The organism is Delftia acidovorans SPH-1, from assembly GCF_000018665.1.
Lineage (GTDB): Bacteria > Pseudomonadota > Gammaproteobacteria > Burkholderiales > Burkholderiaceae_C > Comamonas > Comamonas acidovorans.
In genome coordinates, this window is the sequence record NC_010002.1 from 3,573,420 (window position 1) to 3,591,600 (window position 18,181).

Sequence of the window (18,181 nt, forward strand, 5' to 3'; positions counted from 1 at the left end):
TCTCATGCTGAGGCATCGTGCCGGGACAAGCGCCCGCCGCGCGGGTCTGGAGGCGCGCTGCCGTGTGACGATGGCTTTCAAAACAAGGGCTTGCAGCGGCCGATCATGGCAGATTTGAAGGGCTTGGCCATGGCAATGCGCAGGTTGCAGCGTGGACCCTGGCGTGATCTGACTGCAGACCTCCCGGAAAAAAGGCCCGGCCAGCAGAAGCTGGTCGGGCCTTGGCAGGCATGTCCGCCCCTGGCGGGGCGGGCGAAAACCTGATTCAGAAGGTTTCCCAATCGTCGTCGGAAGCCGTGCTGGCCGCCTTGGCCTTGGCTTTGGCCGATGCCGTCACGGCGGGCCGGGCCGGCTGTGCTGGCTGGGCCGGGCGCGCGGCGCCAGCCGGAGCAGGGGTTGCACCGGCCGCACCGGTTACAGAAGGCAGGGCGGCCGAAGCACGTGCGGGCACCGCGCGTTTGGGAGCGGAAGGCGCCAGATGCGGGCGGGGCGCCGTCGGCGCGTGGCGGGGCGCTGCCACGGCAGCGGCGTGGTTGACACCGCGGCTGCTGCCCAGCATGCCGGCGGACGGCGAGAGCTTGAACACGCTGACCACCTCGGCCAGCGCCTTGGCCTGGGCCTGCAGTGCGCCGGTGGCCGCCGCCGATTCCTCCACCAGAGCGGCGTTCTGCTGGGTCATCTGGTCCATCTGCGTGACGGCCTGGTTGACCTGCTCGATACCGGCCGTCTGCTCATGGCTGGCGGCCGAGATCTCGCCCATGATGTCGGTCACGCGGCGCACGCTGGCCACGATCTCCTCCATGGTCTTGCCGGCCGAGTCGACCTGGGCGCTGCCTTCCTCGACCTTGCCCACCGAGTCGTCGATGAGCTGCTTGATCTCCTTGGCGGCGGCGGCCGATCGCTGGGCCAGGGTGCGCACTTCCGAGGCGACGACGGCAAAGCCCCGGCCCTGGTCACCGGCGCGGGCCGCTTCCACGGCGGCATTCAGCGCCAGGATGTTGGTCTGGAAGGCGATGGAGTCGATGACGCCGATGATGTCCACGATCTTGCGCGAGGCATCGTTGATGGCGGACATGGTCTGCACCACCTGGGCCACGGCCGAGCCGCCGCGCACAGCGACCTGGGAGGCGGCGGCGGCCAGCTGGTTGGCCTGCTGGGCGTTGGCACCGTTTTGCTTGACGGTGGAGGTCAGCTCCTCCATGGAGGCGGCGGTCTGCTCCAGCGAGCTGGCCTGTTCCTCGGTGCGGGCCGACAGGTCCTGGTTGCCCGAGGCGATCTGGCCGCTGGCCGTGGCAATGGAGTCCGTGCCCTGGCGCACCTGGCCGACGATGCGTTGCAGGCTCTCGTTCATGTGCTGCAGGGCCTGCAGCAGCTGGCCGGTCTCGTCCTTGCCATGCACCTCGATGCGGCTGCCCAGGTCGCCGGCGGCCACGGCCTGTGCCAGGCTCACGGCCTGCTGCAGGGGGCGTGCCACGCTGCGGGCGATCAGCAGCGCCATGCCCAGGCCGAAGAGGACGGCCCCCGCCAGCAGGGCGATCACCCACCAGCGCGCGGCGGTGAAGATGTCGTCGCCTGCCTGGTTGGCATCCTCGATGCCCTGGGCGTTGATCTTGAGCAGTTCGTCCAGCTTGGTGTTGATGGCACGGCTGGTCTTGACCGAATCGCCGCGCAGCACCTCGGAGGCTTCCTCGGTGCGCAGGGCGTGGGACAGGTCCACGATCTTTGCCGTGTGCTGCGCGTACTGGCCCAGGTCGTCCTTGATGCCGGCCATCAGCTCGCGCTCACGCGCGGTGTTGGCATAGCGCTCGAAGGCCTGATGGTTCTTGAGCAGCTCGGACCACAACGCCGGCATGCTCTTGTCGTAGATGGCCATTTCATCCATCGAGGTGGCCAGCACATGCTGCATGGTCTGCGAGCGGTAGCGCTGCAGCTGGTAGCGCATCTCCATGATCACGCGCTCGGCGGGCATCCAGTGGTGCGCCAGGTCGGTGGCCGTGCGGTTGACACGGTCCAGCTGGACCACGGAGAACAGGCCCAGGCCGGCGGTCAGCAGCAGCAGGGCGATGAAAGAGGCCAGCAGCTTGTGGGCCAGCTTCAGATTGCGGAAAAACATCATGGTGGGGAGTGCCGTACGGCGAGAAGCGAAAGCGGGTGAGCGGCGGTGGCTGCGAATCGAGGGGATGCGGTGGCGATCGGTGGCGATCAGCGGGACCGACACTCGGCCCCGCCATGCCGCAGTTATCGGTCACTTGCCGGCGAGGCTTAGGGAAAAATAGGTCCAGTCCGAATATTTATTGCGGATTGTTACTTTTTCCGGCCGAGGTCTCCGCGCGCACGGCCTGGTCCGTTCGCATGCCCGCTCACATGCCCGTTCACACGTCCGATCCCACGTCCGATCCCACGTCCGTCGCCAGGCCGGCTTGCAGGCTCGATGCCTGCAGCCACCGCTCCAGATCCGCTGCCGGCAGCGGGCGCGAGAACAGATAGCCCTGCGCGACCGGATAGCCCTGTTCGCGCAGGATGGTGTTCTGCGCCGCCGTCTCCACTCCCTCGGCCACCACGGTCAGGTGCAGGCTGCGGCCTATGCCCAGGATGGCGTTGCTCAGGGCCTGGGCGGCTTCGTCGTTTTCCAGGTCGGCCACGAAGCTGCGGTCCAGCTTGAGCTCGCTGACCGGCAGGCGGCGCAGGTAGCTGAGGCTGGAGTAGCCCGTGCCGAAGTCGTCCATGGACAGGCGCACGCCCTGGGAATGCACGGCCTGCAGCGTGCGCATGGTGCCCGGGTTGGTGTCCAGCAGCAGGCTTTCGGTGATCTCCAGCGTGAGGTCCTGCGGCTTGAGCGCGTTGTGCTCCAGCGTGTCGGCAATCATGCGCGGCAGGTCCAGGTTGTGAAAGCTGGTGGGCGAGAGGTTGACCGACATGGCCGGCACGTCAATGCCCCGGCTGCGCCACTCGCCCAGCTGGCGGCAGGCCTCGCGCAGTGCCCAGGTGCCCAGCTCGCCGATCAGGCCGCATTCCTCGGCCAGCGGAATGAAGCGTGCGGGCGAGATCTCGCCGAATTCCGCATGGCTCCAGCGCGCCAGGGCCTCCACGCCGTAGAGGCGCCCGTCCTTCAGGTCGAGCTGGGGCTGGTAGTGCAGTCGCAGGCCGCCGCTGCGCAGGGCGTCGCGCAGCGCCGTCTCCAGCACCAGCCGCTCCTGCGCCAGGCGGTTCATCTCGGGGCTGAAGAAGCTGTAGAGCCCGCGCCCGCCCGATTTGGCCTGGTACATGGCCATGTCGGCGCGGTGCAGCAGGGTCTCCATGTCGCGCCCGTCGGCGGGAAACACGGCAATGCCGCAACTGGCCGTGCTGGCCAGGGACACGTCGTCGATCATGCAGGGCTCGCCAAGTGCCGACTGCAGCCGCTCGATCACCTCGGCCGCCTGCGCACCGCCGCAGTGTGGCAGCACGATGACGAATTCATCGCCCGACAGGCGCCCGGCAATGTCGCCCGTGCGCAGCTCCGCCTGGATGCGCTGGGCCACGCTGCACAGCAGCCGGTCGCCGGCCGGGTGGCCCAGCGAGTCGTTGACCTGCTTGAAGCGGTCCAGGTCGATGAAGACCACGGCCAGCTCGTGGCCCTCGTGAGAAGCCACGGACAGCGCCTGCTCGGCCTGGGCCAGCAGCAGGCTGCGGTTGGGCAGGGTGGTCAGCCCGTCGTAGAAGGCCAGCTGCCGGATGCGGCGGCGTGCCTGCTCGCGCTCCAGCGCCAGCGCGCACAGGTCGGTGCAGGCCTCCACCAGCCGCTGGTGGAAGGGATCGGGGCCGGGCCGGTCGAAATGGCGGTAGTAGAAGGCAAAGGTGCCGGCCACGCCGCCCTGCAGCCCGCAGATGGGCGTGGACCAGCAGGCCGTATACCCCAGCGGCAGGATGAGGTGCTTGAAGTCGGCCCACAACGGATCGGTGGCGATGTCGCCCACCAGCACGGGCCGGTTGTGGAAGGCCGCCGCGCCGCAGGAACCGACATTGGGGCCGATGGGCACGCCGTCCAGCGCCGCCGAATAGGAGGCCGGCAGGCTGGGCGCGGCCAGCGGGTGCAGGCGGCTCTGGTCATCGACTTCCAGCACCGAGACCGCAATGTCGGGCGCAATGCGCTCGACCTCGCGGCAGACCAGGTCCAGCACCTCGGTCAGCGGCTGGTCGCGCGCCATGGCCTCCAGGGCGCGCCGCTGCAGCACCTCGTGCATCTTGGCCTCGGTGATGTCGGTGATCACGGTCACCGTGGTGTGGAGGCGGCCGTCGGGGCCCATGACGGGATTGGCCTGGGCGCTGACCCAATACCGCTCGCCGTCCTTGCCGACGAGGATTTCCTCGCGGTACACCGGCTTGCCTGCGTCCAGTTCGGCGCGGTAGGCGGCCGTGAATTCGGGCGAGGCATGCGGCACCAGCAGGGCGATGGGCGCACGGCCCACGACCTCTTCGCTGCTCCAGCCGAACATGCGGGTGAAGCCTGCGTTGACATAGGAGATGGTCCAGTTGCCGTCGGCGATCACCACGGCTGCGTCGGTGGCATCGGCCACCAGGGACAGGCGCCGCAAATGCTCCTGCCGTCTGCGGTCGGCCTGCACCCGGGCCGTGATGTCGGTGGCAATGCACAGCACATGGCTGAGCGCGCCCTGGGTATCCAGCACGGGGGCATAGGTGGCCTCCAGCCAGCAGGTGCTGCCGTCGCGGCGCCGGTGTTCGCCCACGCGCGAGATCGTCTCGCCCGCGCCCCAGCGCTGGCGCCACCGGCCGTAGGCGTCGGGATCGGCATGTGCCTGGGTGCACAGGTCACTGTGCAGCAGGCCCTCGGCGCCCGAGGTCGGGTAGCCAAGAATGGCTTCGTAATTGGCGTTGGCGCGCATCAGCCGGCCTTCGGGCGTGAACTCCGCCAGCGCCATGGCCTTGTCCAGCGTGCTCCACAGCGCCTGCTGCCCTGCCGTGCCTGCTACCCGCGTTTCGAACATGGTTCGCTCTCCTGATGGATGCTGAGCTGATGATTGATTGTTTCTAAATGATACCGATCCGGCGCAGCAGCTGGATGTCCAGCCACACCTGATCGCACTTGCTCCCTCTGTTCGCCCATGGATGGTCCGCCTGATGGCACTCTTAGGCAAGTGCTGCCGCTGGTTACAATGATTTGAGAATGATTCTTGTTTGATGGTGCAACCAGCCTTCAAGCCATCGGGTCCTACCATGCCATCCGCCCCAGCCTCCAGCGCCACCTCCAACGCGGTCTCCAGCCCCTTGCACCGCGAAATCTCCACCCTCTATGCCGGCCACCATGGCTGGCTGCAGGGCTGGCTGCGCCGCCGACTTGGCAATGCCTGCGACGCGGCCGACCTGGCGCAGGACACCTTCATCCGCCTGCTCACCGCGCCTGCGGGCGACTTGCCCGCCCTGCGCGAGCCACGCGCCTACCTGGCCACGGTGGCGCGGCGCCTGCTGATCAACCACCTGCGCCGCCAGTCGCTGGAGCAGGCCTGGCTGCAGGCCCTGGCCGCACTGCCAGCGCCGCAGGCGCCGTCGCCCGAGCAGCAATTGCTCATCCTGCAGGCGCTGCAGGAGGTCGATGCCATGCTCGACGGCCTGCCGCCCAAGGTGCGCGCGGTCTTCATCCTGTCCCAGGTCGAGGGGCTGACCTATGCGGCCATTGCCGAGCAACTGGGCATGGGCCTGCGTTCGGTCAAGCGCTACATGGCCCAGGCCATGGCCGAGTGCATCCTGCTGTCGGCATGAACGCCGTGGACTCCCAGGCCGCAGCGCCGCTGTCGCGCGAAATCGCCTTGCAGGCCGCCGAATGGTTCGTGCTGCTGCACTCGGGCGAGGCCAGCGAGGCCGACCACCGCGCCTTCGAGGCCTGGCGCGCCCGTGCCGATGTCCATGAGCAGGCCTGGCTGCGCGCCCTGGCCGTGAGCCAGCGCGCGGGCAGCCTGCCGCCCACACTGGGTGCGCCGGCCCTGGCCCGCAAGCAGCGCCGCCTGGGCGCCGTGGGCCGCCGCGATACCGTGCGCGCTCTGGCCCTGCTGATCACGGCGGCCCCCGTGGGCTGGCTGGCCTGGCGCGCCGCGCCCTGGATGCAGTGGACCTCCACCCATGCGACGGCCACGGGCGAGCGTCGCGAATGGACGCTGGCCGATGGCAGCCGCATCGTGCTCGATACGGGCAGTGCCGTCGATGTGTTGTTTGACGAGGCGCTGCGCCGTGTCCACCTGAGTGAGGGCGCCGTCTTCATAGAGACCGCGCCCGACCCGCAGTCCCGGCATCGGCCCTTCGTGGTCACCACAGGGCAGGGCAGGGTGCGCGCCCTGGGCACGCGCTTTGTCGTGCGCAGTGTCCGGGAGCGCAGCGAAGTGGCCGTGCTGCAGGGTGCCGTGCAGATCACCACCCGTGGCGGCGCCGCGCAGCAGCTGCAGGCAGGCCAGCAACTGTGGTTTGACGCCATGGGCATGGGCCGTGCCGAGCCTGCGGACGCCGGCGCCGCCCAATGGGCGCGCGGCCTGCTGTCCGCAGACAACATGCGGTTGGCCGACTTCGTGGCCGAGCTGTCGCGCTACCGCTCCGGCTGGCTGCACTGCGATCCGTCTGTGGCGGATTTGCGCGTCACCGGCGCCTTTCAACTGGGCGATGCCGATACCGGCACGGACGCCGTGCTCGCCAACCTCGTGCACCTGCTGCCCGTGCAGGTCCACTACCGCACACGCTACTGGGTGACGGTGGCGGCGCGCGGTACACCACCGGGCTGAAATTTCTTTCGGAATCTGGCCCCTTTCTGCGGCAGGCCGTGTCCTGTTCGATGGCAACCGATTTCATCGAACGACTTCCGAAGGAAAAACAGACCATGGCTCTCCGGCCCGGCATGCGCAGCGTGGCGCGCACTCCCTCCCCCTTGCTCTTTTCACTGTCCCGGACAGGCCTCGCCGCGCTCATGGCAGCGGGCCTGGCGGCAGGCGCCGCCTTGCCACGCGCCGCGCTGGCCCAGGCCGGTGCGGCGGCCACCGGCGCGGTGCAGCGTCCGTTCCAGGTGCCGGCAGGCCCGCTGGCCGCCGCGCTCACGGCGTTTGCCGCTGACGCAGGCGTGAGCATCAGTGCGCCGCCCGCCCTGGTGCAGGGCCGGCGCACCCAGGGCGTGCAGGGCCGCCTCACGGTGCGCGAGGCGCTGGACCGGCTGCTGGCCGGCACCGACCTGCAGGCGCAGGCGGCGGGGGAGGGCGGTTTTGTGCTGCGTGCGGTGCCCGAGGCCAACCAGGCATCGACCGTGCTGGGTGAGGTCAGGGTGACCGCCGCGGCCCCGGCAGAAAGCCCCTGGGGCAGCACCAGCGGGTATGTGGCGCGCCGGGCCAGCACGGCCACCAAGACTGATGCCTCGATTCTGGAGGTGGCGCAATCGGTGTCCGTCATCACGCGCGACCGCATGGACGACCAGGGCGTGCGCACGCTCAACGACGCCGTGCAGTACACGGCCGGCGTGCGCACCAACACGGGCGGGGCTAATCCTGCGGACGACAGCCTGTCGGTGCGCGGCTTCAGCCAGTTCTCGGGCAATTTCTACCTGGACGGGCTGCGCCTCATGCCGCTGGGCACGCTGGGCTTTTTCGGCATGGAGCCTTACGGGGCCGAGCGCATGGAGGTCCTCAAGGGGCCGGCCTCGGTGCTGTATGGCCAGAACTCGCCGGGCGGCATCGTGAACTTCGTGTCCAAGCGGCCTTCGGCCGATCCGGTGCGCGGCATGGAGTTGTCCGTGGGCAGCCATGCTCGCCGGCAGGCGGCCTTCGACCTCGGAGGGCCGGTGGGTGACGATGGCACGGTGAGCTATCGCCTGGTGGGGCTGGCCAGGGCGGCCGACCAGCAGATCGACTTCATGCGTGATGACCGCGTCTACCTGGCGCCCAGCCTGACCTGGGCGCCGGACGCGCGCACCAGCGTCACGCTGCGCGGCTTCTACCAGAAGAACCACGCCATGATGTCCACCAACGTGCAGTGGGATGCGCTCAACGGGCGCAACCCCAATGGCCGGCTGCCCCTGAACCGCTTCCTGGGGGAGCCGGGCTTCGACCGTGAAGAGACCGAGGTCGCATCGCTGGGCTACGACGCACGGCACGAATTCGACAGCGGCTGGACGCTGCGTCAGAACTTCCGCTACCTGCACGCACGCAACCACGAGCAGTACATGTTCCGCTACGGGCCGCTGATCGACGGCTCCATCACCAACCGGGAGATCGATTCGCGCGATGGCAAGGGTGGCGTCTACACCGTGGACACCAGCCTGTCGGGCCAATTCGCGGCGGCCGGCCTGCAGCATGAACTCATCGTGGGGCTGGACTACAACCGCAGCCGCTCCAGTTTCGACTCCTATATCGCCGACGGGCCGCAGCTGGACATCTACCGGCCCGTCTATGGCAGCTTCATCGACACCTCGCTGCTGCAGCCCGATGCGCTGCGCGATGAGCGCGCCCAGCAGGTGGGCCTCTACGTGCAGGACCGCATCCGCAAGGACCGCTGGGTGCTGGCCCTGGGCGGACGCCACGACTGGAGCCGCCTGGAGCAGACCAGCCGCCTGGCCGACCCCGTGTCCACCAGCGTGCGCAAGCCCAAATCCTTCACCGGCCGTGTCGGCCTGACCTATCTTGCAGACAATGGCGTGGCGCCCTATGTCAGCTACAGCGAGTCGTTTGTCCCTCTGATGGGCGCTGACCGCAACGACCGGCCCTTTGATCCGGAAACCGGCAAACAGGTCGAGGTCGGCGTCAAGTACTCGCCCGACGAGCGCAGCAGCTTCACGCTGGCCGCCTTCGAGCTGCGCCGGCAGAACGTGCTCACCACCGACCCCGAGAACGTCCGCTATTCCATACAGCAAGGCGAAGTGCGTTCTCGCGGCATCGAGTTCGAGGCGGCAGTCCAGCCCATGCGCGGGCTCAAGCTCCTGGCCGCGCTGACCTACAACCCCGTCAAGGTGACCCGGGCCCAGCCAGACCAGTGGGGCGGCAACGTGCAGGGCAAGTCGCCTTACGAAGTGCCCCGCAAGATGGCGTCGGCCTGGGTGGACTATGCCTTTGGGGGCGACCTGCTGGGGCTGGGGGCGGGCGTGGGGGCACGCTACATCGGCTGGAGCTGGGGCGATGCGGACAACAGCTTCCGCGTACCGTCGTTCACCCTGGTGGATGCCTCGCTGCGCTATGACCTGGGAAAGATGCGCAGTGACTGGCGCGGGGCCAGCGTGAGCCTGACGGTCAAGAACCTGTTCGACAAGTACCACACGGCGTCGTGCTTTTCCGCCAATGCCTGCAACTATGGCGAAGCGCGCAACATGGTGGTTCGGTTCGGGTACATCTGGTAGGCCTTGCGGCATCAGGCCGGTCGAAAGCGCGGTTGCACGCTCCCTGGCATGGATACAATCGAATAAGAATGATTCTTGTTTGATTGCGGGCCCCGCCCCCAAGGGAATCGGGACCTGCCATGCCATCCGCCTCCACCCCCCAGCACCGAGAAGCCGCCTCCCTGTACACCGCCCACCATGGCTGGCTGCAGGGCTGGCTGCGCCGCAGGCTGGGCAACGGGGCGGACGCGGCGGACCTGGCGCAGGACACCTTCGTGCGCATCCTGGGCGTGCGCGACCTGGCCGGTGTGCAGGAGCCGCGTGCCTACCTGACCACGGTGGCCAAGGGCGTGCTCGTCAACTGGTACAAGCGCCAGGCGCTGGAGCGGGCCTACCTCGAAGCCCTGGCCGCACTGCCCGAGCCTGTGGCGCCTTCGCCCGAGCAGCGCGCCCTGGTACTGGAGACCCTGCACGAGATAGACGCCATGCTGGACGCGCTGCCGCCCATCGTGCGGCGCACGTTTTTGCTGTCCCAGCTGGATGGCATGAAGTACGAGGACATCGCGCAGCAGCTGGAGGTCTCGCTCACCAGCGTCAAGCGCTACATGGCCCAGGCGTTTCGCCAATGCCTGGTGGCAATGGCGTGATGGAGACGCCCCTGCAAGCGCGTGTGCTCGACGAGGCCGCCGAATGGCTGATGCGCCTGCACGACAGCGGCGCCACCGATGCCGACCGCGCCGCCTGCGAACGCTGGCGCCAGGCCGACCCCCAGCATGCCCTGGCCTGGGAGCGTGCCGAGCGGCTGCTGGGCAAGTTGGGGGGCCTGCCTGCAGCGCTGGCCATGCCGGCGCTGGACCGGCCCCGAAGCCACCGCGCCCAGCGCCGCGCCGCCGTGGCCCGGCTGGCCGCGCTGCTGGCCGTGGCGCCTGCAAGCTGGCTGGTATGGAGCGCAGCGGACCAGCGCGGCTGGGGCGCCGACCTGCGCACCGCCACCGGCGAGCGCCGCACCGAGCATCTGGCCGATGGCAGCCGCCTCCTGCTGGACACGGCCAGCGCGGTGGACATCCGGTTCGATGGCGCACTGCGCCTGCTCACCCTGCGCCAGGGCGCGATTTCCATAGAAACGGCGGCAGATACCGCCACACCGCGCCGCCCCTTTGTCGTGGACACCGCCCATGGCCGGCTGCGCGCGCTGGGCACCCGTTTCACCGTGCGGCAGGAGGGGGGCAGGGCGGACGGCGGCCCCGTGCGCCTGGCCGTGACCGAGGGCGCCGTGGAAGTCACGCTGCGCGGCGCCGCCCACCCGGCGCTGGTCGTTCAAGCCGGTCAGCAAACGGTATTGCGAGCGGGGGAGGTGACCGCGCCCCAGCCCCTGCAGCCCGAGGTCACGGCCTGGACCCACGGCATGCTGATGGCCGACGCCATGCCGCTGGCCGCGTTCTGCGCCGAACTGTCGCGCTACCGGCCCGGCCTGCTGCAATGCGCGCCCGAGGTGCGCGCGCTGCGCGTGTCCGGCTCCTTCCCGCTGGGCGATACGGACCGGACGCTGACCATGCTGGCCTCCACCTATCCCGTCGACGTGCAGACGCGCATGCGCGGCTACTGGATCACCGTGGTCGCCAGGAACTAAAAAAATCGAGGCAGGGTGACACTTTTTCGGATCTCGGCTGGCAACGGGGAAAGAGCTTCTTTCTTCACCGCCTCCAAGGACCGATTTCCATGCCTGCCGTACCCATGCCGCATCCCGTCTTCCACCCCCTGGCGCATGCCGCCCGACTGGCCCTGCTGGGCATGGCATTGGCCGCAGGCGCCGTGCAGGCGGCCGAACCGGCACCTGCTCCCACACCCGCTCCCGCAGCCCAGACCTACCAGATCGCGCCCGGGCCGCTGGGCCGCACGCTGGCCGGCGTGGCCACGGCGGCGGGCATTTCGCTGTCCTTCGATCCTGCGCTGACCGAAGGGCTCACCAGCCCGGCCCTGTCCGGCCACTACGCGCCGCAGCAGGCGCTGCAGCGCCTGCTGGCCGGCAGCGGGCTGGACATGGTGGCGCGCAGCGATGGCAGCTACACGCTGCGCAGGCAGGCCGCACCGGCCGGCGCTGCTGCCGGCTCCACCACGGTCCTGAACGAAGTGCAGGTGACGGCCCGCGCCGAGCGCAGCGCCACCAGCGAAGGCACGGGCAGCTACGCGGCCCGCGCGGTCACGGTGGGCAAGGGCGAGCAGGCGATCAAGGACATCCCCCAGTCCATCAGCGTGATCACGCGCCAGCGCATGGACGACCAGAACCTCAACACCGTGGACGACGTGCTGGCCAGCACCACGGGCATCACCATGTACGACAGCCCCATGGGCGGGCGCTATGTCTACTCGCGCGGCTTCCGCGTGGATACCTACCAGTTCGATGGCGTGAACCGCGCCTTCTACTACCCGCAGGCCGACAACTTCACCAGCAACGCCGCCACGCTGGACCGCGTGGAAGTGGTGCGCGGTGCCACGGGGCTGCTGCAGGGGGCGGGCTCGCCCAGCGCGGCCATCAACATGGTGCGCAAGCGCCCCCTGGCAGAGCGCCAGCTGGAGGTATCGGCCAGTGTGGGCTCCTGGAACAACCTGCGTAGCGAGATCGATGCCACTGGCCCGCTCAACGAGGCCGGCACGCTGCGCGGGCGCGTGGTCGCCAGCCTCAACAGCCGCGACTATTTCTACGACGTGGCCAGCAGCCGCACCGGCGTGCTCTACGGCGTGCTGGAGTACGACCTCAGCTCCCAGACCCGGCTGACGGTGGGCGCCACCCACGAGCGGCTGCGCTCCACGCCGTTCTTCCAGGGCCTGCCGCGCTATGCCGACGGTGCGGACCTGCGGCTGCCGCGCTCCACCTTCCTGGGCGCGGACTGGAACCGCTGGGACAGCGAGCAGACATCGCTGTTTGCCGAGCTGCAGCACCGCTTCAACGCGGACTGGACCGTCAAGGCCACGGCGGGCTACACCCGGGAAAAGCACGACATGAAGTACGCCTTCGCCCTGGGGGCGATCAATCCCGCCACGCTGGCGGGCAACGAGATGTATGCCGGCCTGTTTGATGTCACCACCGACAACAAGACCCTGGACGTGGCGGTGGACGGCAAATTCGACGCCTTCGGCCGCCGGCATTCGCTGAGCTTTGGCGCCAACACGGGCCGCATGGTCAACGACAGCGACTATTCGCTGATCCGCATGGGCTTGCCCAACAACGTGTTCGACCCGAGCGCCGCCATCCGCGAGCCGTCCCGCGCGGAATTCCTGGCCAACCGCTATCGCGGCGATGAAAGCCGCACCCGCATGACCCAGTCCGGCGCCTATGGCGTGGCGCGGCTGGGCCTCACCGATGCGCTGACCCTGATCGGCGGCGCCCGCGTCACCCGCTTCACGGGCAGCAGCAACTACCGCAACACGGGCGAGGCCTACAACGACCCGTACAAGGAAAGCGGCGTCATCACGCCCTATGGCGGCCTGGTCTATGCGCTCAATGACCAGTGGTCGGCCTATGCCAGCTACTCCGACATCTTCCAGGCCCAGAACGCCGTGACGGCGGCCGGCGACCTGCTGGCACCCATCAAGGGGCGCAATCTGGAAGTGGGCATGAAGGGCGAATTGCTGGACGGCAGGGTGAACGCGGCCGTGGCCCTGTTCCGCATCGACCAGAAGAACCGCGCCGAAGAGGACCTGGTCAACCCCTGCTCGGCCAGCACCTACTGCTATGTCTCCGTGGGCAAGGTCCGCAGCCAGGGGCTGGATGCCGAGATCAGCGGCGAGGTGGCGCGTGGCTGGCAGCTGTTTGCCGGCTACACCTTCAGCCATTTCAAGTACCTGGACAACACCTCCAATGCCGGCGTGGAGTTCGCCAGCACCTACACGCCCAAGCACATGCTGCGTGTCTGGAGCGACTACCGCCTGCCGGGCGAATGGAGCGCCTGGAACGTGGGCGGCGGCGTCAACTTCCAGACCGCCAGCTCGCGCGCGGTGGGCGCCATCACCGACGTGCAGCCAGCCTATGCCGTGTGGTCTGCCCGTCTGGGCTACCGCATCGACCGCAACTGGTCCGTGGCACTGAGCGTGGCCAACCTGTTCGACAAGACCTACTACCAGACCATCGGCGCGCCGGCCTGGGGCAATGTCTACGGCGCACCGCGCAGCGCGACGCTCACCCTGCGCGGCAAGTTCTGAAACGCGGCCAGGAGGAACGGACTGCAGCAGCAAGCGGCAGAGCTGGGCCGCAAGAGGGTCGCAGTTGCCTATAATTGAGAATTATTCTCAATCTCGGGTCGCCGCGTGTCCAGCCCATCGCCTTCCTTGTCCGCCCATGTCGAATCCCTGTACCTGGCCCACCACGGCTGGCTGCAGGGCTGGCTGCGCAAGAAGGTGGGCAATGCCTTCGACGCGGCCGATCTGGCGCAGAGCACCTTCCTCAAGGTGCTGGGCGCCAAGGGCCTGGACCAGCTCCAGGAGCCGCGCGCCTACCTGACCACCATTGCGCGCAACCTGCTGATCAACCAGGTGCGGCGCCGCGCCATCGAGCAGGCCTATCTCGATGCGCTGGCCGCCATGCCCGAGCCCGTGGCGCCGCCGCCCGAGGTCCGGCTCATGGTGCTGGAGACCCTGGTCGAGATAGACCGCCGCCTGGGCCGCCTGCCCGCGCTGGCCAAGCAGGCCTTCCTGCTGGCCCAGCTCGAAGGGCTCGGCTATGGCGAGATCGCGGCCGAGCTGGGGATTTCCGTCTCCACAGTCAAGCGGCATCTGGCCAAGGCCGCCATGCGCTGCTTCTTCCCGGAGTAGGCGGCATGCAGGCGTTCCCTTCCACTTCTTCCCCCATTTCTGCCGAAGTGGCCCGCCAGGCCGTGCAATGGTGGCTGCAACTGAACTCCGGCAAGGCCCAGGCCCGGCAGCACGATGGCCTGCAGCGCTGGCGTGCGGCCAGCCCCGAGCATGAGGCCGCCTGGCAGCGCATCGAATCCATGGGCAGCCAGATGGCCGGCATTCCCATGCCGCTGGCGCGGGCCGCATTGGCCGCACCCGGCTCGGCCGGCAGGCGCCGTGCGGTGCAGGCGCTGGCCGTGCTGCTGGTCTCGGGCGCAGGCTCCGCAGCCGTCGTGCGCTCGCAGGCCTGGCGCGGCTGGACGGCCGACCAGGTGGCTGCCGTAGGCGAGCAGCGCACGCTGCCGCTGCCCGACGGCGGCAGCGTGGTGCTCAACACCGGCAGCGCCCTCAACCTGCGCTACGGCGCGGCCGAGCGCGTGCTGGAGCTGGTGCGTGGCGAAATCCTCGTGCAGACTGCGCCGGACAGCCTGCACCGTCCCTTCATCGTGCAGACCGCCATGGGCGCCGTTCAGGCCCTGGGCACGCGCTTCACGGTGCGCCAGCGCGAGTCCGCCGTTGAAGTGGGCGTGCTGCAAGGCGCCGTGCAACTGCGGCCCGCGCATGCCCCGCATGCCCCGCAGCGCATAGCTGCGGGAGAGCAGGGCACGTTCACGGCCCAGCAGGCCGTGCACTCCGGCGCGCTGGACACGGCGGCCAGCGCCTGGGCCGAAGGCATGCTGGTGGCCTCGCGCATGCGGCTGGAGGATTTCCTGGTCGAGCTGGGCCGCTACCGGCGCGGGCGCCTGGGCTGCGACCCGGCCGTGGCCGGCCTGCACGTCTCCGGCGCCTATCCGCTGGCCGACACCGACCGCGTGCTGGCCGCGCTGACTTCCTCGCTGCCCGTGGAAATCCACTCCTTCTCGCGCTACTGGGTGATGGTGCGGCCTGCCGGGGCGGGCAAGGCATGAGCGGCACGGCCTGCATGAAGGCCTTCGCACTTTCCTGAAAAAAATGTGAGCTGATTTGCCGGCGATGGCTGTCAACAGAGACAGGAGCGCACCGCAGCGTGCGCCAACGCTTCTCTACAACCATTGCAACAAGGCCTTTCCATGCGCCCTCAGACCATGCGCCAGAACTCCATGCGGCAGACTGCCGCCTCCACCGTCCGCCCATCCCAGGCGGCCCCGGCGTTACGTCCGGTGGCGCTGGCGCTGCAGGTGCTGTGCGCGGGCACGCTGGCGGGGCTGGCTGCCGCAGGCGCCCTGGCTCCGGCACAGGCCTGGGCGCAGCCCGCTGCCGGTGCTTCGCAGCAACGCCAGTACAGCATTGCGGCCGGCCCGCTGGAAAGCGTGCTCAACCAGCTCGGCCGCGAGGCCGGCGTGCTGGTCACCTTCGGCTCGGCCGTCACCGAAGGCTTGCGCAGCGGCGGCGTGAGCGGGCGCTTCACCGTGGAGCAGGCGCTGGACCGCGCCTTGCTGGGCACGCCGCTGGCGGCCGTGCGCTCGGCCGGTGGCGGCTACACCCTGCGCGAGATGCCCGTGGTGCCGGCCGCCTCCGCTGCGGGTGCGGCAGGCGCGCCGTCCTCCCAGACACTCAGGACCGTGCTGGTCACGGCCTCGGCCCAGGCCAGCCCCACCACCGAAGGCTCGGGCTCCTACACCACGCCGGCCACGGCGGCAGCCACGGGCCTGAGCCTGTCGCTGCGCGACACGCCGCAGTCCGTCAGCGTGCTCACGCGCCAGCAGATCGAGGACCAGGGCCTGCTCTCGCTCAACGACGCCATGCGCAGCGTCACCGGCATCCATGTCGTCAGCTCGGACAGCGACCGCTCGGACTTCTACTCGCGCGGCTTCTACGTGGACAACCTGCAGTACGACGGCGTGCCCACCTCCATCGGCCTGTCGTTCTACGGGGACTCGGGCACCGATACCACCATCTATGACCGCGTCGAAGTGGTGCGCGGCGCCACGGGCCTGCTCACGGGCGCGGGCAATCCGTCGGCCTCCATCAACATGGTGCGCAAGCACGCCAACAGCAAGGTGTTCACGGGCTCGGCCTCGGCCAGCGTGGGCTCGTGGAACCACCATCGCGGCACGGTGGACCTGTCCATGCCGCTGACGCAGGACGGCCGCATCCGCGCACGCGTCGCAGGCATGGCCGAAGAGCGCGACTCCCATGTGGACCTCTACCACGCGCGCAAGCAGGTCTTCTACGGCGTGATCGATGCCGACCTCACGCCCGACACCACGCTCAGCGTGGGCGCCGACTACCAGGCCAACCGGCCCACCGGCTCGACCTGGGGCGGCCTGCCGCTGGTCTTCACGAACGGCATGCCAGCCGACTGGAGCACCTCCAAGACCACGGCCGCGAACTGGACGCGCTGGAACAGCACCAACAAAAACATCTTCGCCAACCTGCAGCACCGTTTCGGCAACGACTGGAAGCTCAAGGCCAACTTCGTGCACCGCGACAGCGCCTACGACGCCAAGCTGCTGTACCTCATGCGCCAGCCCGACATCACCACCGGCCTGGGCATGGCAGCCCTGCCCAACTACTCCGAATACAGCTTCCAGCAAAACAGCGCCGACCTGCAGGTGACGGGCGGCTGGGAACTGGGCGGGCGCCGCCATGAAGCCGTTGTCGGCCTGACCAGCAGCCGCGCCCGCGAGCACAAGGCCGGCCATGCGCGCACCAGCCCGCTGCAGGACGTGGGCAACTACTACCAATGGGACGGCTCCTATGCCGAGCCCACCTGGGGGCCGCTGACCACCAGCAGCCTGGACCACACGCGCCAGGACGCGCTGTACGGCGCGCTGCGCCTGTCGCTGGCCGATCCGGTCAAGCTCATCGTGGGCGGGCGCCAGAGCAGCTGGAAGGTGCGCAGCCTGAGCGAGAACCGCTCGCACGATGTCTTCATCCCCTATGCCGGCGTCGTACTGGACCTGAGCGAAGGCTTCTCGGCCTATGCCAGCTACACCGACATCTTCCAGCCCCAGAACTACCGCGACCGTGGCGGCAGCTACCTGGACCCCGTGGCGGGCAAGAGCTTCGAGATCGGCATCAAGGGCGAGCACCTGGACGGCAGGCTCAACAGCTCGCTGTCCGTCTTCCGCATCCAGCAGGACAACGTGGCCCAGCTGGACGAAGGCCAGGTCGCGCCCGGCACCACCGACTTCGCCTACTACGGCGCCAAGGGCGTGACCAGCAAGGGCTTCGAGGCCCAGGTCTCGGGCGAGCTGGCCACGGGCTGGAACCTGTCGGCCGGCATTGCCCACACCGTCGCGCGTGACGCCCAGGGCCTGTCCATCAACGCCTGGGCGCCCAAGACCCAGGCCCAGCTGTTCACTTCCTACCGCCTGCCCGCTGGATGGAATCAGCTCACCGTGGGCGGCGGCCTGCAATGGCAAAGCCGCACCCGCGCCAGCGTCTTCGTGGCGGGCAATGACCTGGTCTTCGAGCAGAAATCCTTCGCCACCGCCAGCCTCATGGCGCGCTATGCCTTCAGCCCCAGGCTCTCGCTGCAGCTGAACCTGAACAACCTCTTCAACAAGAAGTACTACGTCAACATCGACGGCCAGGGCCAGTTCGGCACGCCGCGCCAGGCCATGGCGGTGCTGAACTACAAGTGGTGAAGCTTTCCCTGTGAGGGGGGTGGCGTTTGCGCGGCAGCAGCCGATGACGGCGGTGCAGGCCGCTGGCGCACATTGCGGAGCCAGCCGCCCTTGCAGAGTCATCGCGGGGCAGGCGGCGGAGGGGTGCTACACCACGCGCCGGGCCTCCACCTTCACATGGCCGGCCAGCAGGTCGGCGCTGTCGCGGATGGCGCGCAATGCATGGGCCAGGGCCTGCTGGCTGTGGTGCTCCTGCGGTGCATGCACTGCCGCCAGGGCCAGTTGCGCCAGGGCCGAGATCTCGGTGCAGTTTTCCTGCACGCTGCTGTGGATCTCGGTGATGGCGCTGGTCAACTGGTGCAGGCTGGGGGGCTGTGTCCTGGGGGTGTCCTTGTCCATGGCCATG

General features: G+C 68.9%; 12 protein-coding genes. 9 read left to right on the plus strand and 3 right to left on the minus strand.

From position 1 onward, the window contains the following. Positions 1 to 265 precede the first annotated feature (265 nt). Positions 266 to 2,116 (minus strand): methyl-accepting chemotaxis protein, encoded by a 1,851-nt coding sequence (locus tag DACI_RS16445; RefSeq protein WP_043781718.1) that lies wholly within the window; start codon positions 2,114 to 2,116, stop codon positions 266 to 268. Positions 2,117 to 2,372: 256 nt separating this feature from the next. Then, a complete protein-coding gene (locus DACI_RS16450) occupies positions 2,373 to 4,985 on the minus strand; it encodes a sensor domain-containing protein (protein WP_043781721.1) in 2,613 nt (870 codons plus the stop codon). Positions 4,986 to 5,214: 229 nt separating this feature from the next. On the opposite strand from DACI_RS16450, the gene DACI_RS16455 reads away from it, so the two are divergent. From DACI_RS16455 to fhuE, 9 genes are all read left to right on the plus strand, one after another. Then, positions 5,215 to 5,757, plus strand: a complete 543-nt coding sequence (locus DACI_RS16455; protein WP_043783465.1) for a sigma-70 family RNA polymerase sigma factor — start codon at positions 5,215 to 5,217, stop codon at positions 5,755 to 5,757. Then, positions 5,754 to 6,764 carry a FecR domain-containing protein gene (locus DACI_RS16460; protein ID WP_012205107.1) on the plus strand — a complete coding sequence of 337 codons (1,011 nt, stop codon included), beginning with the start codon at positions 5,754 to 5,756 and terminating at the stop codon, positions 6,762 to 6,764. Before DACI_RS16455 ends, DACI_RS16460 begins: the two co-directional genes overlap by 4 nt. A 95-nt stretch (positions 6,765 to 6,859) precedes the next feature. After that, positions 6,860 to 9,355, plus strand: coding sequence for a TonB-dependent siderophore receptor (locus DACI_RS16465; protein WP_012205108.1), 2,496 nt, complete (start codon positions 6,860 to 6,862; stop codon positions 9,353 to 9,355). A gap of 119 nt (positions 9,356 to 9,474) precedes the next feature. After that, positions 9,475 to 9,981: a sigma-70 family RNA polymerase sigma factor gene (locus DACI_RS16470; protein ID WP_012205109.1), complete on the plus strand. Its 507-nt coding sequence runs from the start codon at positions 9,475 to 9,477 to the stop codon at positions 9,979 to 9,981. Next, a complete protein-coding gene (locus DACI_RS16475; protein ID WP_043781723.1) occupies positions 9,960 to 10,964 on the plus strand; it encodes a FecR domain-containing protein in 1,005 nt (334 codons plus the stop codon). The genes DACI_RS16470 and DACI_RS16475 overlap by 22 nt, the downstream gene beginning before the upstream one ends. An 89-nt stretch (positions 10,965 to 11,053) precedes the next feature. Then, the gene (locus DACI_RS16480) at positions 11,054 to 13,534 is read left to right on the plus strand and encodes a TonB-dependent siderophore receptor (protein WP_012205111.1); all 2,481 of its coding nucleotides are present in this window, start codon (positions 11,054 to 11,056) and stop codon (positions 13,532 to 13,534) included. A gap of 126 nt (positions 13,535 to 13,660) precedes the next feature. Next, complete coding sequence (locus tag DACI_RS16485) at positions 13,661 to 14,143, plus strand: sigma-70 family RNA polymerase sigma factor (protein ID WP_043783467.1); 483 nt, start codon at positions 13,661 to 13,663, stop codon at positions 14,141 to 14,143. Between the two features lie 5 nt (positions 14,144 to 14,148). Further along, positions 14,149 to 15,132: a FecR domain-containing protein gene (locus tag DACI_RS16490; RefSeq protein WP_012205113.1), complete on the plus strand. Its 984-nt coding sequence runs from the start codon at positions 14,149 to 14,151 to the stop codon at positions 15,130 to 15,132. A 141-nt stretch (positions 15,133 to 15,273) separates the two neighbouring features. Continuing rightward, the gene (fhuE, locus tag DACI_RS16495) at positions 15,274 to 17,796 is read left to right on the plus strand and encodes a ferric-rhodotorulic acid/ferric-coprogen receptor FhuE (RefSeq protein ID WP_012205114.1); all 2,523 of its coding nucleotides are present in this window, start codon (positions 15,274 to 15,276) and stop codon (positions 17,794 to 17,796) included. 126 nt (positions 17,797 to 17,922) lie between these two features. Here the strand turns inward: fhuE and DACI_RS16500 are convergent, their stop codons facing one another. After that, a complete protein-coding gene (locus tag DACI_RS16500; RefSeq protein WP_012205115.1) occupies positions 17,923 to 18,180 on the minus strand; it encodes a hypothetical protein in 258 nt (85 codons plus the stop codon). Position 18,181: the final 1 nt, after the last annotated feature.